General features: G+C 64.0%; 21 protein-coding genes and 1 pseudogene. 10 read left to right on the top strand and 12 right to left on the bottom strand.

From position 1 onward, the window contains the following. The first annotated feature begins 10 nt into the window (after positions 1 to 10). On the top strand, positions 11 to 1,627 hold the full coding sequence (locus FNA67_RS15715; protein ID WP_147656826.1) for a GGDEF domain-containing protein: 1,617 nt from the start codon (positions 11 to 13) through the stop codon (positions 1,625 to 1,627). Between the two features lie 30 nt (positions 1,628 to 1,657). On the opposite strand, the pseudogene FNA67_RS15710 reads toward FNA67_RS15715, so the two are convergent. Beyond that, positions 1,658 to 2,148, bottom strand: a pseudogene (locus FNA67_RS15710) (CatB-related O-acetyltransferase). A gap of 303 nt (positions 2,149 to 2,451) precedes the next feature. Here FNA67_RS15710 and FNA67_RS15705 point away from each other — a divergent pair. Next, complete coding sequence (locus FNA67_RS15705) at positions 2,452 to 2,685, top strand: DUF4160 domain-containing protein (RefSeq protein WP_147656824.1); 234 nt, start codon at positions 2,452 to 2,454, stop codon at positions 2,683 to 2,685. Further along, positions 2,672 to 3,070, top strand: a complete 399-nt coding sequence (locus tag FNA67_RS15700) for a DUF2442 domain-containing protein (protein WP_147656822.1) — start codon at positions 2,672 to 2,674, stop codon at positions 3,068 to 3,070. Before FNA67_RS15705 ends, FNA67_RS15700 begins: the two co-directional genes overlap by 14 nt. A gap of 49 nt (positions 3,071 to 3,119) precedes the next feature. Here FNA67_RS15700 and carB read toward each other — a convergent pair whose 3' ends face one another. Next, the gene (gene carB / locus FNA67_RS15695) at positions 3,120 to 6,431 is read right to left on the bottom strand and encodes a carbamoyl-phosphate synthase large subunit (RefSeq protein ID WP_049706042.1); all 3,312 of its coding nucleotides are present in this window, start codon (positions 6,429 to 6,431) and stop codon (positions 3,120 to 3,122) included. A gap of 147 nt (positions 6,432 to 6,578) precedes the next feature. After that, a complete protein-coding gene (locus tag FNA67_RS22495; protein WP_145976771.1) occupies positions 6,579 to 6,920 on the bottom strand; it encodes a DUF6968 family protein in 342 nt (113 codons plus the stop codon). Positions 6,921 to 7,447: 527 nt separating this feature from the next. On the opposite strand from FNA67_RS22495, the gene FNA67_RS15685 reads away from it, so the two are divergent. After that, positions 7,448 to 8,284: an aldo/keto reductase gene (locus FNA67_RS15685; RefSeq protein WP_147656820.1), complete on the top strand. Its 837-nt coding sequence runs from the start codon at positions 7,448 to 7,450 to the stop codon at positions 8,282 to 8,284. An 82-nt stretch (positions 8,285 to 8,366) separates the two neighbouring features. Here the strand turns inward: FNA67_RS15685 and FNA67_RS15680 are convergent, their stop codons facing one another. Further along, on the bottom strand, positions 8,367 to 8,828 hold the full coding sequence (locus FNA67_RS15680; RefSeq protein WP_049706040.1) for a GNAT family N-acetyltransferase: 462 nt from the start codon (positions 8,826 to 8,828) through the stop codon (positions 8,367 to 8,369). Positions 8,829 to 8,902: 74 nt separating this feature from the next. After that, positions 8,903 to 9,286, bottom strand: coding sequence for an ArsR/SmtB family transcription factor (locus FNA67_RS15675; RefSeq protein ID WP_147656818.1), 384 nt, complete (start codon positions 9,284 to 9,286; stop codon positions 8,903 to 8,905). Between the two features lie 121 nt (positions 9,287 to 9,407). Between FNA67_RS15675 and FNA67_RS15670 the strand changes: the two genes are divergently transcribed. Then, entirely contained in the window at positions 9,408 to 10,586 is a 1,179-nt protein-coding gene (locus FNA67_RS15670) for an MFS transporter (protein ID WP_147656816.1), read from the top strand. Positions 10,587 to 10,618: 32 nt separating this feature from the next. Here the strand turns inward: FNA67_RS15670 and FNA67_RS15665 are convergent, their stop codons facing one another. The 3 genes from FNA67_RS15665 to FNA67_RS15655 form a co-directional block, all read right to left on the bottom strand. Next, entirely contained in the window at positions 10,619 to 11,350 is a 732-nt protein-coding gene (locus FNA67_RS15665; RefSeq protein WP_053167963.1) for a ribonuclease T2 family protein, read from the bottom strand. A 9-nt stretch (positions 11,351 to 11,359) separates the two neighbouring features. Then, the gene (gene cfa, locus FNA67_RS15660; protein WP_147656814.1) at positions 11,360 to 12,472 is read right to left on the bottom strand and encodes a cyclopropane fatty acyl phospholipid synthase; all 1,113 of its coding nucleotides are present in this window, start codon (positions 12,470 to 12,472) and stop codon (positions 11,360 to 11,362) included. A 166-nt stretch (positions 12,473 to 12,638) separates the two neighbouring features. Beyond that, a complete protein-coding gene (locus FNA67_RS15655) occupies positions 12,639 to 13,070 on the bottom strand; it encodes an organic hydroperoxide resistance protein (protein ID WP_147656812.1) in 432 nt (143 codons plus the stop codon). Between the two features lie 128 nt (positions 13,071 to 13,198). Here FNA67_RS15655 and FNA67_RS15650 point away from each other — a divergent pair, with 128 nt between their 5' ends. Continuing rightward, a complete protein-coding gene (locus FNA67_RS15650) occupies positions 13,199 to 13,639 on the top strand; it encodes a MarR family winged helix-turn-helix transcriptional regulator (protein ID WP_049706035.1) in 441 nt (146 codons plus the stop codon). A 49-nt stretch (positions 13,640 to 13,688) separates the two neighbouring features. On the opposite strand, the gene FNA67_RS15645 is transcribed toward FNA67_RS15650, so the two are convergent. Next, positions 13,689 to 15,665, bottom strand: a complete 1,977-nt coding sequence (locus FNA67_RS15645; RefSeq protein WP_147656810.1) for a bifunctional 2',3'-cyclic-nucleotide 2'-phosphodiesterase/3'-nucleotidase — start codon at positions 15,663 to 15,665, stop codon at positions 13,689 to 13,691. Between the two features lie 216 nt (positions 15,666 to 15,881). On the opposite strand from FNA67_RS15645, the gene ypfJ reads away from it, so the two are divergent. Together ypfJ and FNA67_RS15635 are read left to right on the top strand one after the other, a co-directional pair. Next, entirely contained in the window at positions 15,882 to 16,793 is a 912-nt protein-coding gene (gene ypfJ / locus FNA67_RS15640; RefSeq protein ID WP_049706033.1) for a KPN_02809 family neutral zinc metallopeptidase, read from the top strand. Positions 16,794 to 16,920: 127 nt separating this feature from the next. Next, complete coding sequence (locus FNA67_RS15635) at positions 16,921 to 18,462, top strand: glycosyltransferase family 32 protein (RefSeq protein ID WP_147656808.1); 1,542 nt, start codon at positions 16,921 to 16,923, stop codon at positions 18,460 to 18,462. A 36-nt stretch (positions 18,463 to 18,498) separates the two neighbouring features. Here the strand turns inward: FNA67_RS15635 and carA are convergent, their stop codons facing one another. After that, positions 18,499 to 19,704 carry a glutamine-hydrolyzing carbamoyl-phosphate synthase small subunit gene (carA, locus tag FNA67_RS15630; RefSeq protein WP_049706031.1) on the bottom strand — a complete coding sequence of 402 codons (1,206 nt, stop codon included), beginning with the start codon at positions 19,702 to 19,704 and terminating at the stop codon, positions 18,499 to 18,501. A gap of 135 nt (positions 19,705 to 19,839) precedes the next feature. Here carA and FNA67_RS15625 point away from each other — a divergent pair, with 135 nt between their 5' ends. Next, entirely contained in the window at positions 19,840 to 20,295 is a 456-nt protein-coding gene (locus tag FNA67_RS15625) for a GatB/YqeY domain-containing protein (RefSeq protein WP_049706030.1), read from the top strand. 14 nt (positions 20,296 to 20,309) lie between these two features. On the opposite strand, the gene FNA67_RS15620 is transcribed toward FNA67_RS15625, so the two are convergent. Both FNA67_RS15620 and FNA67_RS15615 read right to left on the bottom strand, forming a co-directional pair. Then, positions 20,310 to 21,482 (bottom strand): MFS transporter, encoded by a 1,173-nt coding sequence (locus FNA67_RS15620; RefSeq protein ID WP_049706029.1) that lies wholly within the window; start codon positions 21,480 to 21,482, stop codon positions 20,310 to 20,312. Between the two features lie 77 nt (positions 21,483 to 21,559). Next, positions 21,560 to 22,453 (bottom strand): YihY/virulence factor BrkB family protein, encoded by an 894-nt coding sequence (locus FNA67_RS15615; protein ID WP_147656806.1) that lies wholly within the window; start codon positions 22,451 to 22,453, stop codon positions 21,560 to 21,562. A gap of 125 nt (positions 22,454 to 22,578) precedes the next feature. On the opposite strand from FNA67_RS15615, the gene FNA67_RS15610 reads away from it, so the two are divergent. Continuing rightward, complete coding sequence (locus tag FNA67_RS15610; RefSeq protein ID WP_049706027.1) at positions 22,579 to 23,136, top strand: DUF308 domain-containing protein; 558 nt, start codon at positions 22,579 to 22,581, stop codon at positions 23,134 to 23,136. The last annotated feature ends 95 nt before the right edge of the window (positions 23,137 to 23,231 follow it).

Raw genomic sequence — 23,231 nt, 5'->3', positions numbered from 1 at the left:
AGTGTGGTCCTTGCCGTCCGAACTTGCGCCCCGCAGAAGGAAAGCGCCAGCCAACGGTTGGCAACTCATAGCGCAGGGGCAGATCGATCGCGCTTTCCGGCAGGGCAAGCGCAACTTCGCGGCCGCCCAGGCCGCGGGCGAAGTGACCGGAATGGCCACGGGCCTGATGCAGGTCGCCTGGTGCTGCGCCCTGCTCGGGCACCCCGAACAGGGACTGGAATGCGCGCTGGCGGCCAAGCGGCTGTGGCGGCGTGCCGGCAATGAAGCGGGCGTCGCATCCACCGCCGCCATCGAGGCCTTCCTGCTGTTCGAGCTGGGCCTGAGCGACGAGGGTTCGGAGGCGGCCGAGCAGGCCGTCACGATCGCGGCGCGGCTGGCGGATTTTTCGGTACTGGCGTTTGCCTCGTGCATGCGGGCAATCGCCCTGGCGCTTTGCGGCCATGCGGAACTGAGTATTCCGGTGATCCGGGAGAGTATTCGCATCGCCGAGCAGAACGGCGACAAGGCCTCGCTCTGCTTTTACCAGCTCAACATGGGCTTCTGCCTCGGCCGGCTTGCTGCCGGGGAAGAGGCGGCGGGGAAGGACGGGCACGCTCGGGACCTGCTTGGGCGGGCCATCGAAGTGAGCGAGGACGCCATTGCCTCGGCAACCGAGAGCGGCAACAACTGGTGCCTGCGCGTGGCCTTGGGCAATGTCGCCGAGATGTATGCGCATTGCGGGGACCTGGAGCGCGCGCAGAAGCGCCTGGAGACCTGGCAGGAGGTTCCGGGGCGGCCAGGCGTGAGCCTCAAGATCCACTATCTCTACACGCACAGCATGGTGCTCATGCAACTCGGGCAGTTGCCCGACGCTGCCAAGGCAGCGAGCGAAGCCCTGCGGCTTGCCAACCGGAGCGCGCAGACGGACCATCAGCTCAATGCCGCCGGCAAGCTTGCCGAAGTCCACGAGGCGATGAAGGACTTTCGCTCGGCGCTGGCGATGCACAAGCGCTTCCACAAGCTCTACGTCAAGCAGGCCGGGGAAACGACGCAGCGGCGCGCCAAGGTCGCCGAAATCCGGCTGGAAACCGACCGGCTGCGGGCACGCGCGGACGAACTGGCCAACCAGGCGATGCGCGACGGGCTGACGGGGATCGCCAACCGGCGGGCGTTCGACGCGGAACTGGCGCAACTCGATGGGCAGGTGTTCGCGGTGGCGATGCTCGACCTCGATCACTTCAAGGCCATCAACGATCGCTTTTCGCACATGGTCGGTGACGAGGTGCTGCGGCGGCTGGCGCGCGGCCTGACCGCCCACAGCGGAGCCTGGGCCGCCCGGCTGGGCGGGGAAGAGTTCGCGCTGCTGCTCACTGGGGAGGAGGCAGTGCGCGGCGCCGAACGGCTTTGCGAAAGGGTGCGCGCGGGCGTCGAGGGCCTGCAGTGGACCGAGCTGGCGCCGGACCTCAAGGTTACCGTCAGCATTGGATTGGCCATCGGCGACGGCGGGAAGGCAGCGGCGGACCTGATGGCGGTGGCGGACCGACGGCTCTATGCCGCCAAGGCGGCCGGACGCAACCGGGTGGTTGCCAATGACGAAGCTGCCGTGATGGAACTGCCGCGATCGGCCAGGAGCAGACGCGGGGCATAGGGGCGATCTTTCGACCGCCCCTGCAACGCCTTAGCGATTCAACTTCCAGAACTCATGGAGCGCCGCGATATTGCTGTCGGTCATGAGCGGCATGGCTTCGGCCAGCATGGCGTCGGGCCAATCCCACCAGGCCATTTCGAGGAGGAGGGCGATGTCCTCGTCCGGGAAGCGCTTGCGAATGGGCTTGGCCGGGTTGCCGCCGACGATGGTGTAGGGCTCCACGTCGCGGGTGACGAGGGCACGCGTGCCGATGACGGCGCCGTGGCCGATCTTGATGCCGGGCATGACGATGGCCTCGGTGCCGATCCAGACATCATTGCCGATGACGGTGTCACCCGCCGGGCGAAAGGCATTGGCGGCGCCGGCGAAGTGGGGCACCTCAGGAAGCGGGCACAGTCATCGAAGCCATGGCCGTGGTAGTAGCCGGAATAATAACTGTAGCGGCCGACGAGGATGTTGGGGTTGGTGACCTGACGGTCGAGCGTGATGCCCTTGAAGGGGCTTTCGAAGAAATTGGTCATTGATTGCATCATGAGTAGCGCGAGCCAGGAGGCTACGCGGATGAAACTGTACGGGGGAGAGACCGGGGGCGGGCAGCCGAAAGCGGCCGGCGCGGGCCGGTCAGTAGGCGTCCGGCGCGGCGGGTGTCAGGCGCGGGCGGACGCGATGGAGGTGGTACAGTGTGCCGACTTCATGGTCCGGTGTGTTTAGGCGGCGGGGGTGGGGAAGTCAAATTTTGGGGAGTAAGAAATCCCAATAGAGCGGCGCTATCAGCATGAGCCAAAATTCGCGACCGATTGAGAAACCCATCACGATAGGTTATCATGGTCACGATCTTCCGGGCGGAGGGACTGCGCTTCATCATCTTCCTGGACGATCATGAGCCGGCTCATGTCCACGTCTTCGGGGATGGGCAGGCGAAGATCGACCTGCTGGGGCCGGAACTGATCTGGGCCGATGGCATGAAGCGGGGTGATCTGCGGCGAGCGATGCGCATCGTCGAAAACAATCGCGATGCCTTCCTGGAATGCTGGAACGAAATCCATGGAACTGAGTGACGAAGAGATCGAAACGGCCGAACGCAAAGGGCGCGAGATCAGCGCCGGCCAGCCGCACGCGGTCGCGGTGCGCTACGACTTGGCGAGTGATCGGGTGATCGTCGACCTCAGCAACGGTGCGACTTTCGCCTTTCCGCCGCGTCTGGTTCAAGGACTTGCCGGGGCCGAAGCCGCTGACCTGGCTGAGGTCGAACTGTTGGGCCGGGGTTTTGGGCTGCACTGGGAGCAACTGGACGTCGATATTTCGGTGCAGGGGCTGCTGGCGGGCGTGTTCGGTACGCGCTCCTACATGGCGGGCGTTGCGGGTCGCGCGAAGTCGGCGGCAAAGGCCGCCGCGGCCAGAAGCAACGGAGCCAAGGGCGGACGTCCGCGCAAGAGCGCATAAGAGAAAGGGCGCCGAAGCGCCCTTTCGACAGAGAGATTTTCAGACAGCCTTACGCCACGAAGTAATCCTGGAGCGGGCGGACCTGGAGGTTGCCTTCGCGGTAGGCGATGATGCCTTCCACAGCGGCGATCGCTCCGGGGATGGTGGTGTAGTAGGGGATCTTCGAGAGCAGGGCCGTGCGGCGGATGTCGCGGCTGTCGGAGACCGACTTGGCGCCATCGGTGGTGTTGATCACCAGCTGCACGCCGCCGTTCTTCATCGAATCCACGATGTGCGGACGCCCTTCGAGCACCTTGTTGATCTTTTCGGCGGCGATGCCGTTTTCGACCAGGTAGCGCTGGGTGCCGCCGGTGGCCAGGATCTTGAAGCCGGCGGCCTCGAGGTGGCGCATCGGCTCGATCATGGCTTCCTTGTCCTCGTCACGGACCGAGACGAACACCGTGCCTTCCTTGGGAACCTTAGAGCCGGAGCCGAGCTGGCTCTTGGCGAAGGCGATGGCGTAGTCGGTGTCCAGGCCAATGACTTCGCCGGTCGACTTCATCTCGGGGCCGAGGACCGTGTCGACGCCCGGGAAGCGGTTGAAGGGGAAGACGGCTTCCTTGATGGCGACGTGATCGAGCTTCTTCTCCTTGAGGGCGAAGCTTTCGAGGGTCTCGCCGGCCATGACGCGGGCGGCGATCTTGGCGATGGGCTCGCCGATAACCTTGGCCACGAACGGCACGGTACGCGAAGCGCGCGGGTTCACCTCGAGGATGTAGATGGTGCCGTCCTTGAGGGCATACTGAACGTTCATCAGGCCGCCAACCTTGAGGGCGAGAGCCATCTCGCGGGTCTGGCGCTTGAGTTCGGCGAGCACTTCATCGGAGAGGTGCTGGGGCGGGAGCGAGCAGGCGCTGTCACCGGAGTGAATGCCGGCTTCCTCGATGTGCTCCATGATGCCGCAGACGAAGACATCCTTGCCGTCCGAAAGGCAATCCACGTCGATTTCGGTGGCGCCCGAGAGGTAGCCGTCGAACAGCAGCGGGTTGTCCGAGAGAACCGAGTTGATCTGGCCGGTCTTGTCGTTCGGGTACTTGGCGCGGATATCGGGCGGCACGAGGCTGGTCAGGGTGTCCTGCACATAGGCCTCGAACTCGTTGGCATTGTGGGCGATGGCCATGGCGCGGCCGCCCAGCACGTAGGACGGGCGGATGACCAGCGGATAGCCCAGGCGCTCGGCGACGATGCGGGCCTGTTCGAGGCTATAGGCGATGCCGTTCTTGGGCTGGGTCAGCTCGAGCTGGCGCAAGAGCTTGGAGAAGAGGTCGCGATCTTCCGCCAGGTCGATTGAGGAGGGCTGGGTGCCCAGGATACGGACACCGGCCTTTTCGACGGCCTCGGCGAGGTTGAGCGGGGTCTGGCCACCGAACTGGACGATGACCCCGTGCAGGGTGCCGTTGGTCTTCTCGCGCTCGAGGATTTCGATGACGTCTTCTTCGGTCAGCGGCTCGAAGTAGAGGCGGTCCGAAGTGTCATAGTCGGTCGAGACCGTCTCGGGGTTGCAGTTGACCATGATGGTTTCATAGCCGGCGTCCGAGAGGGCGAAGGCGGCATGGCAGCAGCAATAGTCGAACTCGATGCCCTGGCCGATACGGTTGGGGCCGCCGCCGAGGATGACGACCTTCTTGCGGTCGGACGGGCGCGACTCGTCGGAGACTTCGCCGGCGAACGGGGTCTCGTAGGTCGAGTACATGTAGGCGGTCGGCGAGGCAAATTCGGCGGCCGAGGTGTCGATGCGTTTGTAGGAGGGCAGGACCTTGAGGCTGTGGCGCAGGGCGCGCACATCCTTAGCTTCCTTGCCGGCGAGTTCGGCGAGGCGCTTGTCGGAAAAGCCCATGGCCTTAAGGCTGCGCAGGATTGCGGCGTCCTCGGGCAGGCCGAACTGGCGCACCTTGGCTTCCATGTCGATGATGCCGCGCATCTGCTCGAGGAACCACATGTCGATGCGGCAGGCCTCGTGGATGTCTTCGTTAGAGACGCCCAGGCGCATGGCTTCGGCGACACGCAGCAGACGCTCGGGCGTCGGGGTGCCGAGGGCGGCGCGGATGGCGTTCTTGTCGTCGCCTTCGCCCAGGCCCGGGATGCCGATTTCGTTGAGGCCCGTGAGGCCGGTCTCGAGCGAACGCAGGGCCTTCTGGAGCGATTCCTGGAAGGTGCGGCCGATGGCCATGGCTTCGCCAACCGACTTCATCGAGGTGGTGAGGCGGTTATCCGAGCCCGGAAACTTCTCGAAGGCGAAGCGGGGGATCTTGGTGACGACGTAGTCGATGGTCGGCTCGAACGAGGCCGGGGTGGCGCCGCCGGTGATGTCGTTCTCGAGCTCGTCCAGCGTATAGCCGACGGCGAGGCGCGCGGCGACCTTGGCGATCGGGAAGCCGGTGGCCTTGGAGGCAAGGGCCGAGGAGCGCGACACGCGCGGGTTCATCTCGATGACGATCATGCGGCCATCGGCCGGGTTGATCGCGAACTGGACGTTGGAGCCCCCCGTCTCGACACCGATCTCGCGCAGCACCGCCAGGGAGGCGTCGCGCATGATCTGGTATTCCTTGTCGGTGAGGGTCAGGGCCGGTGCAACGGTGATCGAGTCGCCGGTATGGACGCCCATCGGATCGAGGTTCTCGATCGAGCAGACGATAATGCAGTTGTCCTTCTTATCGCGGACAACTTCCATCTCGAATTCCTTCCAACCGAGGACGGATTCCTCGATCAGGACTTCATCGGTCGGGGAGGCATCGATGCCGCTCTCGACGATGGTGAGGTATTCTTCCTTGTTGTAGGCGATGCCGCCGCCGGTGCCGCCCAGCGTAAAGGACGGGCGGATGATGGCGGGCAGACCGATGACCTCGAGGGCCTGGAGCGCCTCGATCATGTTGTGGGCGAGCATGGAGCGCGGGGTGGAAAGCCCGATCTTCTTCATGGCGTCGCGGAAGAGCTCGCGGTCCTCGGCCTTGTCGATGGCCTCGGCGGTGGCGCCGATCATCTCGACGTTGAACTTGTCGAGCACGCCCATCTTCTTGAGGGAAAGGGCGCAGTTGAGAGCCGTCTGGCCGCCCATGGTGGGCAGAAGCGCGTCGGGACGTTCCTTCTCGATGATCTTGGCGACGACCTCGGGAGTGATGGGCTCCATGTAGGTAGCGTCGGCCAGATCCGGGTCCGTCATGATGGTGGCCGGATTGGAGTTGACCAGGATGATGCGGTAGCCCTCTTCCTTGAGGGCCTTGCAGGCCTGGGTGCCCGAATAGTCGAATTCGCAGGCCTGGCCGATAATAATGGGCCCCGCGCCGATGATCATGATGGATTTGATGTCGGTGCGTTTTGGCATGATCGGCTCTCGCAAATGGGCGCGCGGCAAGACGGCGCTGCCGCGCGTTGGTCAGTCGGATTCTTTAGATTAAGGCTGCTCTCTAGCCGAGAAGCGGGCGGAAGGGAAGCCCGGCGCGGCGAGTTAAGCTGCCGCAGCATGTCATTGTCATGGAACTTGGTTGTAGCGGTCCTCGCCGATCAGGTCCTCGATGCCGGGTCGGGGCATAGGGAAGCCGTAGCCGGTGCCGGGCTTGCCCCAGCGAAGGGTGCCGGCCACGTGGTAGGGGCTGGCGTAGAGATTGACGGCGATCTGCTGCATGGCAAGATAGAGAGCCTGGATGGCGTCAAAACCTCGTGCCACCCCATGCTTGGTTCCCGTTGGCCAAGTAATAGCATAACCGCATATCCAGGTGTCCGCGTCCTCCAGTTCAGAGGGCTCAATTGAGATTGTCACTTTTATATCTCCAGCTGCTTCCGCAATAAAAAGCTGTCGAATAAGTGTGGTCATTCAGGCCTCAAAATCTGAGAGGAGGGATATAGTTATTCTTCATGCATGCCGCTCATCGGTCGCTGGACAATCCCCAGCAAATATCAGATTTCGCGACCCGACAAAGCTCCTCATCGATTCTCTGCTGTGCATCACAGATATCCGCTCTGGCAGGATCAAATTTGCCAGCAATGCGTGTTACTTGGGCGTTGTCTCGTCCACTAGTCCCTTAGCCACCGTGTGGGTTTCCAGGCGGAACACGCGGTTGGTCCGGACTGTATTTCTTAAGCAACGCCTTTACCTGTAACAAGGCAAGATGAAGGCCTAGGTCAACTACTGCTTCGTGCAGTATTAGCCGCTCTTTTAAACCCTCTTTTTTCAACGGCAGCTCCATTGGTTGTCGGAGCATTCTGCATCGTTGAGTTGAAGGGGCATAAGTTATACGCGGGGCGGCGGCACGACGGGCATTCGAACCAATTTTCGGTCCACGAGTTCCCCAACTGCGGCACCGTGGACGCTTAAGCAGCTAAAACAACAGGAGGCCAGCAATGGCTGAGCAAACCAAGGTCACCCTTCGCGACGGCAATGTGATTCCGCAGATCGGGCTGGGGGTGTGGCAGGTCGATCCGGCTATCACCGAGCGCGTGGTGAGCGATGGCATCAAGGCCGGGTACCGCTCGATCGATACGGCCGAGGGGTACGACAACGAGGAAGGCGTCGGCGCGGCGATCCGTAATGCCGGTGTGCCGCGGAACGAGCTTTTCATCACCTCCAAGCTGCGCAATGGCGGGCATGCGCGTGACCTGGCGCTCAAGTCGTTCGACGAGACGATGAAGAAGCTTGGGATCGAGCAGATCGACCTGTTCCTCATTCACTGGCCGGTGCCGAGCCAGGACAAGTATGTGGAAGCGTGGACGACGTTCGTCGACCTGCAGAAGCAGGGCCGCATCAAATCGATCGGGGTTTCGAACTTCAATCCCGACCACATCGAGCGGATCGTGGGTGAAACGGGGGTGACGCCGGTGGTCAACCAGATCGAGCTGCATCCGACGTTCCAGCAGGGCAAGAACCGGCCGTTCTATCGCGAGCACAATATCGCGGTGGAAAGCTGGAGCCCGCTCGGCAGCGGAGCGGACCTCAAGAACCCGGTGATCGGGGAAATCGCCAACAAGCACGGCAAGTCGATCGCGCAGGTCATCATCCGCTGGCACCTGCAGGAGGGGTTCATCGTCATCCCGAAATCGATCCATGCCGACCGCATGAAGGAGAATATCGAGGTGTTCGACTTTACGCTGGATGCCGGCGAGATGGAGCGCATCCGCGGGCTCGACGATCCGAAGGGGCGCGTGGGCGCCGATCCGGCAACGGCGGCGTTCCTGTTCTAGGACAGACGGGACGTTGGTGGCTGGGGTCGCTGGACCCCGGCCTGCCCGGGGGAGGCACTTGAGCTGCTGGCGCGCTGGCTGATCAGAGGAACAGCTTGAAGCCTTCGTGGCTCTGGTCGAAGCCCAGGGTGCGGTAGAAGCGGTGGGCGTCGACGCGCTTCTTGTTGGAGGTGAGTTGCACCATGCCGCAACCGCGCTCGCGGCAGGTTTGGACGGCCCAGCGGATCATCTGGCTGCCATAGCCCTTGTTGCGCTCGGGCGGGATGATGTGGACGCTCTCGATGAGGCCGCGCCACATGCCCTTGCGGGCGATGCCGGGCAGGTAGGTGATCTGGAGCGTGCCGATGGCCTTGCCATCGCGCTCGGCGATAACCAGCACCTGGTTCGGATCGGCCGCGATGGCATCGAAGCCGGCCGCGTAGGCGGGGCCCGAGGGATCGTTGGGATCGTCCATGGGGACGTCGCTGACGTCGTCCTCGGCGATCAAGGCTACCATGAAGGGGAGATCGGCCCTGGTGGCCGGACGATAGGTGATGTCAGACAAGATGAATCCGCTCGGATAGGCTCGACAACGCTTCTAGCCGAGCGGCGATCCGGCCGCTAGATGGGACAGGGGCCTCAGGCGCGCCAGTCGCTCGCCTTGGCTGCCTCCTCGCCGAGCAGGACCTCGTCGTTGGCGACGGCGAAGGGCACGTCGCGGACGCTGGCGAGAATGGAATCGAGGAAGCCCGGAAAGCGGCTGTCGAGATCGGCCCGGCGCAGCGTGACGAGGCGCTTGGTGCCCTGCGGCTGGACCCTGACCACGCCCGCCTCGCGCAGCTTGGCCAGGTGGTAGCTGAGGCTAGTCTTGGAGCCGAGGCCGTAGAACTGGCCGCAGGTCATGGCCTGTTCCTCGTTGCGCGCCAGATAGGCGATGATCGCCAGGCGCGTTTCGTCGCCGAGAGTGGCGAGCACTTCGGGGAGCGCAATCTGGTCTACGTCGGGGTGCGGCAGGCTTGTCATGGTTTCTAGATAGCCCGGGCGCGCGGGCTTTTCAATTGTTCAAGAATCTTTGAACTTTTGCTTGACGCTGTGTTCGATCGAACCATATTGTTCAACGTTCTTTGAACTAAGGAATCTCAAAATGGATTTTCGTCTTATCTGGCTGGCGCTCGGCTCGTTCGCAGTCGGCACCGGGGCCTTCGTGATCGCCAGTCTGTTGCCGGCCATTGCGGGAGAGACCGGAGTATCCATGTCGCAGGCGGGAACGCTGGTGCTGTCCTTCGCCATCGCCTACGCGATCGGCGCGCCGGTGCTTTCCACGCTCACGGGAGGCCTCAGCCGCCGGCCCGTGCTGGTCGGGTCGATCCTGGTTTTCGCCGCAGCCAATATCGGGGCGAGCTTCTCGCCGAACTTCGAGGGGCTGTTGCTGGCCCGCATCGTGATGGCCGCGGCCTCCGGGCTCTTCGCGTCGGCCGCGCAGGGGACGGCGGTGACGCTTTCCACGCCCGAGACGCGCACGCGCGCCATTTCGGTCATCGTGGGCGGCACGACGCTTTCGGTGGCGCTGGGAGCGCCTATCGGGGCGCTGATCGCCAACACCATGAGCTGGCGCGGCGCCTTCATGGCGGTAGGGCTGGTGGCGCTGTTCGTGGCGATCGCGCTACGGGCGATGTTGCCGGCGGGACTGCCGGGTACCAAGCTGCCGCTGCGTGACCGTCTGATGGTGGCCTTCCGGCCGGGCATCGGCAGCGCGCTGCTGGTGACGATCTTCGCCATCGCGGCGGCGTTCACGGTGTTTACCTATATCGCCAGCCTCTCGAGCGCGATCGGCCTTTCGCTCACGTTCATGCCGCTGGTGCTGCTGGCTTTCGGGCTGGGCGCGGCCATCGGGAACTACGCCTCGGGACAGCTGGCCGACAAGTTCGGGGCGGCGCTGACGGTGCGGTGGGTGATCATTCTCTCCAGCCTGACACTGGTGGTGTTCTCGGGCGTCGCGTACCTCGTGCCATCGCCGCTCGCCGGATGGATCCTGTTGGCGCTGATGGTGCCCTGGGGCATTATCGGCTGGGGCTTCCCGCCGGCGCAGAGCAGCCGGCTGGTGAGCCTGGCGCCGGAAGCGGCTCCGATCTCCCTCTCGCTCAACGCTTCGGCGATCTATGTCGGGGTGGCGCTGGGTTCGGTGATCGGCGGGGCCGACATGGCCCTGGCTTCGGCCAAGGACCTGGGCTGGGTCGGTGCGATCCTGGGCGTGGTGGCGCTGGCCATCCATCTTTACGCGACGCGCGAGCCGCAGCGGCTCAGCGCGGTGCGGATGGGATAGACAAGAGGCCGGGAGCGATCCCGGCCTTTTCGTTACTGGAAGCCAATGGGATCGACGATGCCGGCGTCGCAGCCGCCATCGGTTGGCGAGGCGGCAACGATGAGCGCGCCGAGGTCGGCGCCGGGGCGCACCTCACCGACAAGGCCGATGGTGAGTTCGGTGATCAGGCGGCGGTCGCCGTCCCGGTCGCAGGATACGCGAACGCGCGCGCCGGCGCCGGACCCGAAGTCACGATCGAAGGCGGCGCGGATCTGGCCCTGGGTCACCCGCTTGCCGATGTTGGACGCGAAGAGATCGCGGACCGCCGAGGCGTTGAGGCCGTCGAGCACCCAGAGAGCGTTTTCATAATATGTCGCGGCATCCTGCCCTGAACAGGTGCCGTGCTTGGTCCATTCGTGACGCTCCAGGTTCGAGCCTGTGCCGGGCATGGCTTCGTCCAGCTTGGCGCGCAGTGGCGAGGGGAGTTCGACGGCGGGCAGGGCCGACCAACGACCGGACTTGTCGGCGCTCACCTGGGACTGGGGTACGCCGCAATAATCCGATTGCTGCGGCCAGAGGCCGTGGAGGGTGAAATTGGCGGCCTCGAAGCTGTTGCGCTTCTGGTTGCGGCACTCGCGCTTGCCGGGCTGCGTCTCGCAGAAGCCGGGTTGCCAGCTGGCGGCGAAAACGTAGCGCGACGCGGCCGGCGTCATCGTCGTCCAGGCGGTAGCAGCCGCGACCGCCAGGAGACCGGCAATGGCGAGGGTGGTCTTTGGGATGGGCAATACGAGGGCCTAACGCTGGGTCACGTAGCCATCCGGCACGCCGTTGGTAGAGAGGACGAACTGCCAGACCTGGATGGCGCGGGAGCGGAAGGCGCCGGCGCAGCAGAGAAGGTAGTACTTCCACATCCGGTAGAAGCGCTCTTCCTCGGGGTTACGCTGCTTTTTCCAGTTGCGGTCGAAGTTCTCGTACCAGGCGACCAGGGTCTTGTCGTAGTGCGGCCCGATATTGTGCAGGTCGATCATCACGAAGAGGTTTTCGATGGCCCTGCCGATCTGGGTAATGGACGGAAGCACGCCGCCGGGGAAGATGTACTTCTCCAGCCAGGGATCGATGGTTTCCTTGGAATCGGGCGAGCCGATGGTGTGGAGCATGAACAGCCCGTCATCGGAGATGGCACGGCGCGCGACCTCGAAATAGGTGCGGTAGTTCTTGTGCCCCACATGCTCGAACATGCCCATGGAGACCACGTGATCGACCTTGCCATCGAACTCGCGGTAATCCTTGACCTGGAACTCGACGGGCAGGTCCTTGTAGCGGGCGCGGCCGTATTCGGCCTGATCGGGCGAGACGGTGACCCCGACGCAGCGGGCGCCGTATCTTTCAGCGGCGAACCCCATGAAGGCGCCCCAGCCGCAGCCGATATCGAAAACGGTCTGGCCGGGCTTCAGACCGACCTTGCGGCAGACCATGTCGAGCTTGGCCTCCTGGGCCTGGTCGACATTGGTGACCCCCTCGGGCCAGTAACCGCATGAGCCGGTCATGCGCGCATCGAGACTGGCCTTGTAGGCGTCGGTCTCGTTGTAGTGCATCTTGGCGACGCGCTGGGAGCGCGAGAGCGTCTGCATGTTGAGAAAGCGCGCCTGCAGGTGCTGCCAGATGAGGTTTGGCGTGATGCGCAGCTTGTTCTCAAGATTGGCCCGGAGGACGAGATTGAAGAACTCCGCCATGTCCTCAACATCCCACCAGCCGTCCATGTAGCCTTCGCCCAGGCCGAGCGAGCCCTGCGCGAAAATGCGGTTCCACAGGTTAGGGTTGTTGATCTGCGGGTCCCAGGGATTGGGGCCGTTCACAGTGATGCCGGCCTGCGCGAGCAGGGACGTGAGTTGGGCTTCTTGGCTCATCTAAAAACTTCAAATTGTTGAGGAACTTAGGCGAGGAGTATGTGCCGCAACGCAGTGGTTACGAATGGTTACCAGATCAAGTTTGGCCGGCGATGGCAAGATGGTTTGGGGCCGGCGAAAGGCCGGAATCGCTTCCGGCCTTCGGATAGTGAGGGTGTGCGGACGATCAGACGGAGACCGTGAGCTTGACCTCGATATTGCCGCGGGTGGCGTTGGAATAGGGGCAGACCTGATGGGCCTTTTCGACCAGGGCCTGGGCCTTGTCATGCTCGAAACCGGGAAGCACTACCTCAAGGGCTGCCGCGACGCCGAAGCCAACGCCATTGGCGTTTTCACCGATGGAAACGGTGGCGTGGATCTGCGTGTCGTCCGGAATCTTGACGCCTTCGGCTCGGCCGACGGCCTTGAGCGCGCCGATGAAGCAGGCCGAATAGCCCATGGCAAAGAGCTGCTCCGGATTGGTGCCCGGACCGTCGTTGCCGCCCAGACCCTTGGGGGTATCCAGGGTGACGGCCAGACGACCATCATCGGTGCGGCTGGTGCCGGTACGACCACCGGTGGAGGTGGCGTGGGCGGTGTAAAGTGCTGACTTGATCATCTCTAATGTCCTTCGTGAGGCAGTACGGAGTTTTACATAGTGCGCAATTGAATTGTGCGCAATTAAAAACTGGGTGATAAGTACGCCCGGCGGTGGCACAGTGCCTCCGAACCCGGAATGGTGGCGCGATGACCGAGAAGATGGATCCCCTGACGCTGGACAAGCAGTTGTGCTTTGCCATCTACGCGGCCGGGCATGCCTTCACGCGGTTCTACAAGCCCCGCCTGGAGGCGCTGGACCTGACCTATCCGCAATACCTGGTGTTCCTGGTGCTGTGGGAGGAGGACGGCCTGACCGTCAAGGCGCTGGGGGAAAAGCTCTATCTGGATTCGGGGACCATCACGCCGCTGGTCAAAAGGCTCGAGGCGCGCGGCCTGCTCGTGCGAAAGCGGGACGAGGACGACGAGCGCATGGTGCGCGTGCACTTGACGCCGGAAGGACGGGCGATGCGGGGAAAGGCGCTGGCCATTCCGCTGGCGATCGCGGGAGCGTCAGGGCTCGACCATGCCGGCTTCGAGCATCTCAAGTCCGAACTCGATACCTTACGGGCAAGGCTGGGAGCGAGCTGAGGGCCGGCCAGAGGAGGAAGGCTCCCGAAGGAGCCTTCCCGGGTTGTCATCAGAGCGTGATGCGGTAGCTGCCGAAGCCTTCCGAGCCCTCGCCGGCATACTCGATCTTGACGGCGGTGACGTCGGCCAGATGGTCCTTGGCCTTAGGGCCGGTCTCGAACAGCACGGTGGTGTTCGGGATCGGCGCGAGCGACCAGTTGCTGTCGGCCTTGGGGTTGATGGTCTTCTGATCCACGATGTAGCGGATGATGATGTCACGATTGGTATCGGGACCCTTGAAGACGATCTTCTCGCCGTTGATGCCGGGGAAGTTGCCGCCGCCGCCGGCGCGGTAGTTGTTGGTGGCGACCACGAACTTCTGGGCCGGATCGATCGGCTTGCCCTCGAACATCAGATCGACGATGCGGTTGGCATCAGGATTGGTGACGCTCTTGCCGTCCGAAGCGTACTTGCTTGGCTGGGTGAGGTCGATCTTGTAGGTCACCCCATCGATGACGTCGAAATTGTAGGACGGGAAGTCCTTGTTGATGAGCGGCTGGTCGGTGCCGCCGGCGGCCACCTGATTGAAGATGCCGGCCGAACGCTCCAGCCATTCCTTGACGTCGGCGCCGGTGATGACGACCGCCTGGATGGTGTTGGGATAAAGGTAGAGGTCGGCAACGTTCTTGATGGCGACCGGGCCGACGGGGACGTCGGTGTAGTAGTCCGGACCACCGCGGCCGCCGGCCTTGAAGGGGGCGGCGGCGGAGAGAACCGGCAGGTTGTCCCAGGCGGTGCCCTTCTGCATCTGCTTGATGTACCAGGTCTGGGCCTGGCTCACGATCTGCACGGACGGATCATCGGCGACCAGCGCGAAGTAGGAATGCAGCGGAGCGGCGGTCTCGCCGACCGGACGGCGGACATATTCGAGCGTGGCGTCATGCTCGGACTGGACCGAGTCGATGACCTTCTGTTCGCTCTCGACGAGAGCGGCGACCTTGCCGTCCTTGCGCTCGTAGATCGGACGGGCTTCGGAGGTGAAGGAGGCGATCTTCCACTTGCCGTCGGCATCGGCCTGCAGCAGCAGGTCGATCAGGCCCATGTGCGAGCCCCAGAAACCGGCCATGACGGCGGGCTTGCCGGCGAGGGTGCCCTTTTCGATGTCGGCGCCTTCGAGATCCTTGAAGTCCGGACCGGGGAAGACCAGGTGCTGGTGGCCGGTAAGGACCACGTCGATGCCATCGACGGCGGCGAGCTGGAGCGAGGCGTTTTCAGCCTTGGGGCCACCGTCGGCGGCGATGCCGGAGTGGGAGAGGGCGACGATGATGTCGGCGCCTTCGGCCTTCATCCTGGGCACGTAGGCCTTGGCGGTCTCGACGATGTCGCGGGTGTTGACCTTGCCTTCCAGGTGCCCGGCGTCCCAGGTCATGATCTGGGGCGGCAGGAAGCCGATGAAGCCGATCTTGATCTTGTGGCTGTTGCCGGCGCCGTCGACGATGTCCTTTTCGACGATGCGGTAGGGATCGATATAGGTGGTGTCGCTCAGCGGATCGGCACCGAGTTCGCCCCTGACGAGGTTGGCGGACACGAACGGGAAGTTGGCGCCCTTGCGCGCGGCATCGAGATATTCGAGGCCGTAGTTGAACTCGTGGTTGCCGAAGGTGGCGACCTCGTAGCCCAGGGTGTTCATGGCGGCGATGGTGGGGTGCAGCTTGTCACCGGCGAGGCCGCGCTCGTAGGCGACATAGTCACCGAGCGGATTGCCCTGGATGAGATCGCCATTGTCGATGAGGATGGAGTTGCCGGCCTCGGCACGGATGCCGTCGATCAGCGTGGCGGTGCGCGCCAGGCCCATGGTGTCGTTCGGGGCGTCGGCGAAATAATCGTAGGGGAAAACGGCGACGTGGATGTCGGTCGTCTCGATCAGGCGCAGGTGCGCCTCGTTGGCCTGCGCCAGCGCGGCAAACGGATGCATGACGACGACGGCACCCGTCGCGGCGGTTCCGGCGAGGAAAGCGCGGCGGGAAATACTGCTTCCAAACTTCATAGAAATGCTCCCTATCCCTGAAAATCGGGCAAAGCTTACGATTGCGCCGCCAACCGGTATTACGGGGAGGCGGTGCTACTTTTTTGGAGTTCTGACGTTCTTACATGACGAGACCACGACACTTTGACCAAATGGTCAAGAGTGTCCAAGGGAAATTCGTGACCGCCGCGCGAGCAAGGTGCTAACATCGCGGCCGGCCTCGACAAGGAGAACGGGATGAAGTGGCAGGGACGCGAGCGCAGCTCCAATATCGAGGACCGCAGATCGCAGGGTGGCGGTGGCCTGGGAGGCGGATTCGGTGGCGGGCTGGGTTCGGGCGGAGGCTTCCGGATCCCGACCAGCGGCCGGGCCGGCGGCGGGGTCGGCGGCATCGGCCTGATCATCGTGATCGGCATCATATGCCTCGCGCTCGGTATCAATCCGCTCAGCCTTATCGACGGCTCGATGTCGACCGGTGGCTCCTCGTTCCAGCAGTCGCGGCCGCTGCCCGACGCGGGGCAGGACCAGCTCGCCGATTTCGTGGGGGTGGTGGTCAAGGACACCGAGACGGTGTGGACTGACATCTTCAAGGCCAACGGCCTCACCTATACTCCGCCCAAGGTGGTGCTGTTCACCAGCCAGACGCAGTCCGGGTGCGGGGTGGCCGACGCCAATAGCGGGCCGTTCTATTGCCCGAACGACCAGAAGGTCTATATCGACCTGTCGTTCTACAACCAGTTGCGCCAGCAGTTCGGGGCGCCGGGGGATTTCGCGCAAGCCTATGTGCTGGCCCACGAAGTGGGGCACCACGTGCAGAACCTGACGGGCGTGCTGCCCGAGTTCAACAAGCGTCGCCAGACCATGACCGAGACGCAGGCCAATGCCTATTCGGTGCGGGTCGAACTGCAGGCGGACTGCTATGCGGGCGTCTGGGCCAACCGGATCGGTCAGGAAAACCTGCTCGACCAAGGGGACGTGGAAGAAGCCATCACCGCGGCTAACGCCATTGGCGATGACACGCTGACGCGCGGCACGGTTTCGTCGCGCAACTTCACCCACGGCACGTCGGCCCAGCGCATGGCATGGCTCAAGCGCGGCATCCAGTCGGGCAACCCGGCCGATTGCGACACGTTCTCAGGCAGCATCTGAGGATATTTAAAGTCCCGGCCGCCACGCTTTCGGGCGCGGCGGCTTGAGGCTGCGTGACGATTTCCCGGTTGATTTGAAGTCCGTGGCGGGTGATGGAGCGGCTGCGACCAGCGAGCGGACGGACCGGATGATCCCCAAAATCGTGCATTTCACCTGGAAGACGGAAGACCTGCCCAAGGTCATGGGTCGGTTTTTCGAACGGTGGAAGGCGTTGCATCCGGGCTGGGACATACGCCTGTGGACCGATGCGACGATGCGCGAGTTCGTGGCCCGGGAATATTCGGAACTGCTGGCGATCTACGACGGGTATCCGCGCAACATCCAGCGCGCCGACAGTTTTCGCTACATGGTGCTCAACCGGCTGGGCGGCATCTATTCGGATCTCGACGTCGAGCCGTTCAAGCCGGTTGACGAACTGCTCCGGTACGAGGCGTTCACAGGCGTCGAGCCGGACGAACACATGGGCACGGATCGCACGCATGCCGGTGTGCCCTATCTCTTCACCAACGCCTTCATGGGTTCGGTGCCGGAGCATCCCTGGTGGGGCGAGGTGCTGGGCTTGATGCCCAAGGTCGCCAAGCTGCAGACCTTCTATTCCACCGGACCGTCGCTGGTGACGGCCTCGATATTGCGGTTGCCCAGGGAGCAGCGTCCGGTACTGCTGATGCCGCTCGTCTGGTCGCCGCTGCGCGACGGCGGGCTCAAGACCCGGAAGGACGCCAAGGTCGCCGGGATGGTGCGCCATCTGGCGCCGATCGTCGAGGGCAAGCAAGGCGAGGCCCTGGTCTCGCACCTCTGGCTGACGACCTGGGTGCCCTGGCACAAGCGTTCCTCGCACCTGGCCGCGCCTCTGCAGATCCCCACGCATATCAAATGGTGGCTGCGCAAGCGGCGCTATCCCGAGCTGGCCGCCACCACCATTCCCGATCCGCTCGAGATCTATGACAGGCAGGACTTCGGACCGGCTGCGCCCGGGCCCAAGGTGTTCGTCGGCGTGCGTCTCGATGGCGATGAAGGTCTGCGCCCGGCGCTGGCCGCGGCGCTCAAGGCGCTGAGCTACCCCCGTGACCTCATGGAATTCGGGTTCTGGTCGGAGGCGCAGGGGAAAGCGGCGCGTGCCGAGGTCGAGCGTTCTGTGGCGGAATTCGGCGGCGAGGTCATCTTCGGAGGCGCGCGGGAGGACGCGGAAAACAGGCTGCTCGAGGCGGGCGCGCAGGCGGCGGACAAGGTGCTGCTTGTCGGAGGCAACGTCACCGAAGTTCCAGGCGACGCGATCGAGCGCCTGCTGGGCGCCCCGCAACCGATCGTTGCGGCCAATGCCGTGACCGCATCGGGGGACGCGGGAGATGACGAGCTGTTCCGCTACAGATATGGCGGCGGCTTCCGGTTCCTCTACAAGGCCGGAGCGGCCTGGGGAATGGCGCAATCGACGCCGGAACTGCGGACGCGGCTGAGCGAGCAGGCAGTGTTCCGCGTCGTGCCGGTGGATGGCATCGGCGACACGTTCGTGATGGTGGACAGCAAGGTTGTCGCGGCGGGTGTCCGCTACGCTGCCGACTACAAGAAGCACCGGGGCGGGGCGGCGTTCGCGATCAAGGCGCGCGATTGCGGCTTCGAGGCAGCCGGCATGCCGGAGGTCGTGGTGAAGGTGGCGCCGCCCGACAGGTGAGGGTTCGGGCGGCGGCGGTGTCGTGGTTGGCCTGGATCAGGCTTCGACTTTGGGATGCTCGGGCTTCTGCTCCATGCCCTTCTGCGCGCGCACGTGATTGAGGAAGCGCGTGAAGAGGTAGTGGCTGTCATGCGGGCCGGGGCTCGACTCGGGGTGATACTGGACCGAGAAGATCGGCTTGCCTTCGACCGCTAGACCGGCATTGGAGCCGTCGAAGAGCGAGATATGGGTCTGCGAGACGCCGGCGGGCAGGGTGTCCGAATCGACAGCGAAGCCGTGGTTCATAGAGGTGATCTCGACCTTGCCGGTGGTCAGGTCCTTGACCGGGTGATTGGCGCCGTGGTGGCCCTGGTGCATCTTGGAGGTCTTGCCGCCGAGCGCCAGCCCAAGCAACTGGTGGCCCAGGCAGATGCCGAAGATCGGCTTGCCGGTTTCCATCAGCTTCTGGATGGTCGGGACGGCATACTTGCCGGTCGCGGCCGGATCGCCGGGGCCGTTCGAGAGGAAGACACCATCGGGATTGTGGGCGAGCACATCGGCGGCCGTGGCCGTGGCGGGCACTACGGTGACCCTGGCGCCCTGATCGGCCAGCGAGCGCAGGATGTTGCGCTTGGCGCCGTAGTCGATGGCGACGATGTGGAATTCGGGGTTCTCGAGCTTGCCGTAACCCTTGTTCCATTCCCAGCGGGTCTGGTCCCAGTGGTAGGTCTGGGCGGTGGTGACTTCCTTGGCAAGGTCGAGGCCTTCAAGGCCCGGGAAGGCATTGAGCTCGGCCGTGATCGAGGGCTCGTGGAAGTAGCCGTCGGGCGAATGGGCTATGACGCCGTTCGGCATGCCGTTCTCACGGATGCGGGCGGTCAGGGCCCGGGTGTCGATGCCGGCGATGCCGATGATGTTGCGAGCCTTGAGCCAGGCGTCGAGCTTTTGGACGGCGCGGTAGTTCGAGGGGTTGGTGATGTCGGCCTTGAGCACGACGCCACGGACGCCCGAGAGGGCGGCCATGTTGACGGTCTCGATGTCTTCGTCGTTTGCGCCCACGTTGCCGATGTGGGGGAAAGTGAAGGTGATGATCTGGCCGGCATAGGAAGGATCGGTGAGGATTTCCTGGTAGCCCGTCATGGCGGTGTTGAAACAGACCTCGCCGGCGGCGTGGCCGATCGCGCCGATGCCACGGCCCTCAAGGCGCGTCCCATCCGCCAGGATCAAGAGTGCGGTCGCGGGGGATTGCTGCCAGCCGGTCACGGTGGGTCTCCAAGGTTCTGCGCAGATGTCGATTGAGGCTTCCTCATAGAAGCCGAGGCATCGCCGCGCAAGTGGCAATGCGTCGCTATTGCGCTATATGGTCCCTCATCAGGCCCCGGCAAGAGGAGAACAGCCATGCGTGAACAGATCAGCGAAAGCCTCAAGGAAGCCCTCAAGGCGCGCGATACCCGGCGGACGGCCACGCTCCGGTTGATCAATTCGGCCATCAAGGACAAGGACATCGCCATTCGGCAGGAGAATCGCGGGCCGGCGACGAACGAGGAGATCCTGGTGATTCTCCAGAAGATGGTGAAACAGCGCGAGGAAAGCTTCGCGATCTATGCGCAGGCCGGCCGGACGGACCTGGCCACCATCGAAAAGGAAGAGATCGACATCCTCAACGAGTTCCTGCCCAAGGGGCTGACGGACGAGGAAGTCGATGCGGCCATTGCCGCGGCCATCAAGATGGTGGGCGCCGAAGGTCCCAAGGACATGGGCAAGGTCATCGGCCAGCTCAAGATCGATTATCCCGGCCGGATCGATTTCGGCAAGGCGAGCGGCAAGGTGAAGGCGGCGCTCAGCAACGGCTGAGTTCTCTCGCGGCCTTAAGTGGTCGCCGGCGCGCCCCTGGGCTGGCCGGCATTCCAGGACATGAGCGCAATGACGGCGGCTGCGACCGAGACGACGCAGCCGATCCAGGGCAGGCTGACATAGCCCCAGCCCTGTTCAAGCGCGGCCGCCCCGATGGAGGCGCCAAGCGCGATGCCGAGGTTGAAGGCGGTGGGAATAAGCGGGGAGGCGAGGTTAGGCGCGTCCGCGGCCGCCTTGAGAATGCGCGTCTGCACCGGCGCGCCGAAGCCGAAGCTCAGGCCCGACCAGAGCAGGATGCAGATGCCCATCGCGATGGCGTTGTAGCTGGAAAGCGCCATGGCGGCATAGACGATGGCGAGTGCAACAAGCATGCCGAGCAGCGAGGGCATCAGCTTCCAGTCGGCCAGCCGGCCGCCCGCGAAGACACCGGCGGTCGAGCCCAGCCCGAAGAGCAGGAGCAGCCACGGCACGAGGTCCTGCGGCACCTGCGTGACGGTGATGAGGTAGGGCGCGATGTAGGTGAAGACCGCGAACTGGCCGATCATGGCGACGATGATCACCGCAAAGGAGAGGAAGATCACCGGCCGGCCGAGTACCTTGAACTGGGCCGCGATGCTGGTGCGTTCGTGCGCGGCTTCGGGCTGGTCGGCGGGCAGCAGGATCGCGGTGGCGAGGAGCGAAGCAAGGCCGAGCAGGCCGACGGCCCAGAAGGTGGCGCGCCAGCCGAACATGTTGCCGATGGCGGTGCCGCCGGGGACGCCCAGGATGTTGGCGACGGTGATGCCGGCAAGCAGCATGGCCACGGCGCTGCCTGCCTTTTCCGGCGGGACCAGGCGCGTGGCGACGATCGCGGCCACGCCGAAGAAGGCGCCGTGGCCGACCGATACCAGCAGGCGCGCGGCCATCAGCAGAGGATAGGTGGGAGCGAGGGCGCAGAGGGCCTGGCCGATGGTAAAGGCCGCCACCAGGGCGAGGATAGTGGCCTTGCGCGAGAAGCGCGCCGTGAGCAGCGTGACGATCGGCCCGCCCACCGCGACGCCGATGGCATAGGCGGTGATGAGAAAGCCGGCCGTGGGTATGGAAACGCCCAGATCGGTCGAGACCTCGGGCAGGAGCCCGGCGATGACGAATTCGGCGGTGCCGATTCCAAAGGCCGTGAGGAAAAGCGCTATCAGGGGCAAGGGCATGAGGGCATGTCCGACTATGAGGTGGCGGCTTTCTATAACGATATAAAGATGTCTTTATATCTATTCCGCCAAGGCAATCAATGGGGTGCCGGCAGGGGATGGGCGAAAGCGTATTCGAGCTGGGCGTTGATGATGGCCCCCGCCACCAGGATCAGGACGGAATTGTAGAGCCAGAGCATGAGGATGACGGCAGCCGTCAGGGTGCCGAAGGTCACGTCGTAATGACCGAAGTTCTCGACGTAGAAGGAGAAGAGAGCGCTCACCACGATCCAGGCGAGGGCAGCGATGATGGCGCCGGGCCAGATCCAGCGGGCCTTGCGCGGTCGCCGGTCCGGGGCGAAGCGATAGAAGGCGGCAAAGCCGAGCGCGGCCAGAAACAGCAGGATCGGCCAGCGGATCAACAACACCAGGCCCGGGTCGATGACGAGGAAGGGTAGCTTGAAAAAAGCCGGCAGGGCGGCGATGAGCGTCAGGCTGACGACAAGGCAGAAGCCGGCCACCAGGGTAACGAGAAACGAGATGATGATGCTGCCGATGAGCGAGCGGCGATCCTTGCCCGGATGGGTGCGCGAGACGGCATAGATCAAGGCGTTGATGCCGCGCGATCCGCTCCAGAGGGCAACGGCGGCGGAAATGGCAAGGCCGACGCTGAGATTCTGGGTGGGCTCGTTCACGAGGTTGAGCAACTGGCCCTGCACCAGGTTGAGGACTTCGCTCGGAACCAGGCCGCGCAGCCGCTCGATGGCATCCTGGATGAACTGCTCGGTTACCAGCAGCCCGAAGGAGAAGACAAGGATGGCCAGGGCCGGGAACAGCGAGAGGAAGGTGAAGAACGAGGCGCCGGCGCAGCGCAGCGCGGTATCCATGTCGAACAGCTGCAGGAATATGCGCCAGAGAACGTTCAGCCAGCGGTGGCGCGTGGGGGACGGGTGCGCGGCCGACTGATGGTGGGCGTCGGTGTGAGGTGTCATCGCTCTTCCTTAGTCCGCACGGCGTCGTCTGGGGGGCGCTGCCAAGGCAAATGTAGCGAAGTTCTGCGATGGTCAAAGCAGAAATCCGGCATATACTGCAACGTTATAATAGGTCGGAGGGTACAATGACGGATATAGTCGACGGCCAGTCTTCTGGCTTCTGGGCGATTGCCATTCGCGGCGCGGTCATGGTGGTGGCGGGGCTGCTGGCCCTCTTCGCGCCATTGCTGGCGCTGGCGACCCTGGTGATGATCGGTGGCGCGCTCATGATCATCGATGGCGGCCTCGGACTTTGGGGCCTGCTCTTCGGCGGCAAGCGGACGCAGAGCTTCTGGGCATCGGTCAGCCGGCAGCTGCTGGCGGTGATCGCCGGCATCCTGGTGGTGTCGTTCCCCATGACCTCGGCATCCATCGGGGTTTCGGCCATCGTCTGGATCGTGGGGATCCTGGCCGTGGTCGTGGGGGCGCTCGAAGTCTATGTCGCCTTCATCAGCCGCAAGCTCATGCGGGAAGGAGCCTATTGGCCGTCGATCCTGAGCGGCATCGCCTATATCGCGTTCGGCGTGCTGATCATGGTCATGCCGCTGACGAGCGCCACGATCGTGGTGCGGCTGGTCGGGCTGCTGGTGCTGCTCTATGGGCTCTTCCAGCTCTACCTGGCCTGGCAGTTGCGCCGGGTGTGAGCGCTCACTGGCGGGAGGGCTCCCTCCCGCCTTCTGCCCGCCAGCAATCCTGGCGTACTGAAGGACAGCGGGGATAACTTCGGTCCCTGAGGCCA

Origin of the sequence: Youhaiella tibetensis (genome assembly GCF_008000755.1) — a bacterium.
Taxonomy (GTDB): domain Bacteria; phylum Pseudomonadota; class Alphaproteobacteria; order Rhizobiales; family Devosiaceae; genus Paradevosia; species Paradevosia tibetensis.
This window is presented reverse-complemented; position numbering and strand designations above follow the sequence as displayed.

Bases quoted from the DNA above. Each gene is read 5' to 3' on its own strand.
- FNA67_RS15705 (WP_147656824.1), top strand. From the start codon at position 2,452: ATGGTCACGATCTTCCGGGCGGAGGGACTGCGCTTCATCATCTTCCTG.
- FNA67_RS15700 (WP_147656822.1), top strand. From the start codon at position 2,672: ATGGAACTGAGTGACGAAGAGATCGAAACGGCCGAACGCAAAGGGCGC.
- carB (WP_049706042.1), bottom strand. From the start codon at position 6,431: ATGCCAAAACGCACCGACATCAAATCCATCATGATCATCGGCGCGGGG.
- FNA67_RS22495 (WP_145976771.1), bottom strand. From the start codon at position 6,920: ATGACCACACTTATTCGACAGCTTTTTATTGCGGAAGCAGCTGGAGAT.
- FNA67_RS15685 (WP_147656820.1), top strand. From the start codon at position 7,448: ATGGCTGAGCAAACCAAGGTCACCCTTCGCGACGGCAATGTGATTCCG.
- FNA67_RS15675 (WP_147656818.1), bottom strand. From the start codon at position 9,286: ATGACAAGCCTGCCGCACCCCGACGTAGACCAGATTGCGCTCCCCGAA.
- FNA67_RS15670 (WP_147656816.1), top strand. From the start codon at position 9,408: ATGGATTTTCGTCTTATCTGGCTGGCGCTCGGCTCGTTCGCAGTCGGC.
- cfa (WP_147656814.1), bottom strand. From the start codon at position 12,472: ATGAGCCAAGAAGCCCAACTCACGTCCCTGCTCGCGCAGGCCGGCATC.
- FNA67_RS15655 (WP_147656812.1), bottom strand. From the start codon at position 13,070: ATGATCAAGTCAGCACTTTACACCGCCCACGCCACCTCCACCGGTGGT.
- FNA67_RS15650 (WP_049706035.1), top strand. From the start codon at position 13,199: ATGACCGAGAAGATGGATCCCCTGACGCTGGACAAGCAGTTGTGCTTT.
- FNA67_RS15645 (WP_147656810.1), bottom strand. From the start codon at position 15,665: ATGAAGTTTGGAAGCAGTATTTCCCGCCGCGCTTTCCTCGCCGGAACC.
- ypfJ (WP_049706033.1), top strand. From the start codon at position 15,882: ATGAAGTGGCAGGGACGCGAGCGCAGCTCCAATATCGAGGACCGCAGA.
- FNA67_RS15635 (WP_147656808.1), top strand. From the start codon at position 16,921: ATGATCCCCAAAATCGTGCATTTCACCTGGAAGACGGAAGACCTGCCC.
- FNA67_RS15625 (WP_049706030.1), top strand. From the start codon at position 19,840: ATGCGTGAACAGATCAGCGAAAGCCTCAAGGAAGCCCTCAAGGCGCGC.
- FNA67_RS15620 (WP_049706029.1), bottom strand. From the start codon at position 21,482: ATGCCCTTGCCCCTGATAGCGCTTTTCCTCACGGCCTTTGGAATCGGC.
- FNA67_RS15615 (WP_147656806.1), bottom strand. From the start codon at position 22,453: ATGACACCTCACACCGACGCCCACCATCAGTCGGCCGCGCACCCGTCC.
- FNA67_RS15610 (WP_049706027.1), top strand. From the start codon at position 22,579: ATGACGGATATAGTCGACGGCCAGTCTTCTGGCTTCTGGGCGATTGCC.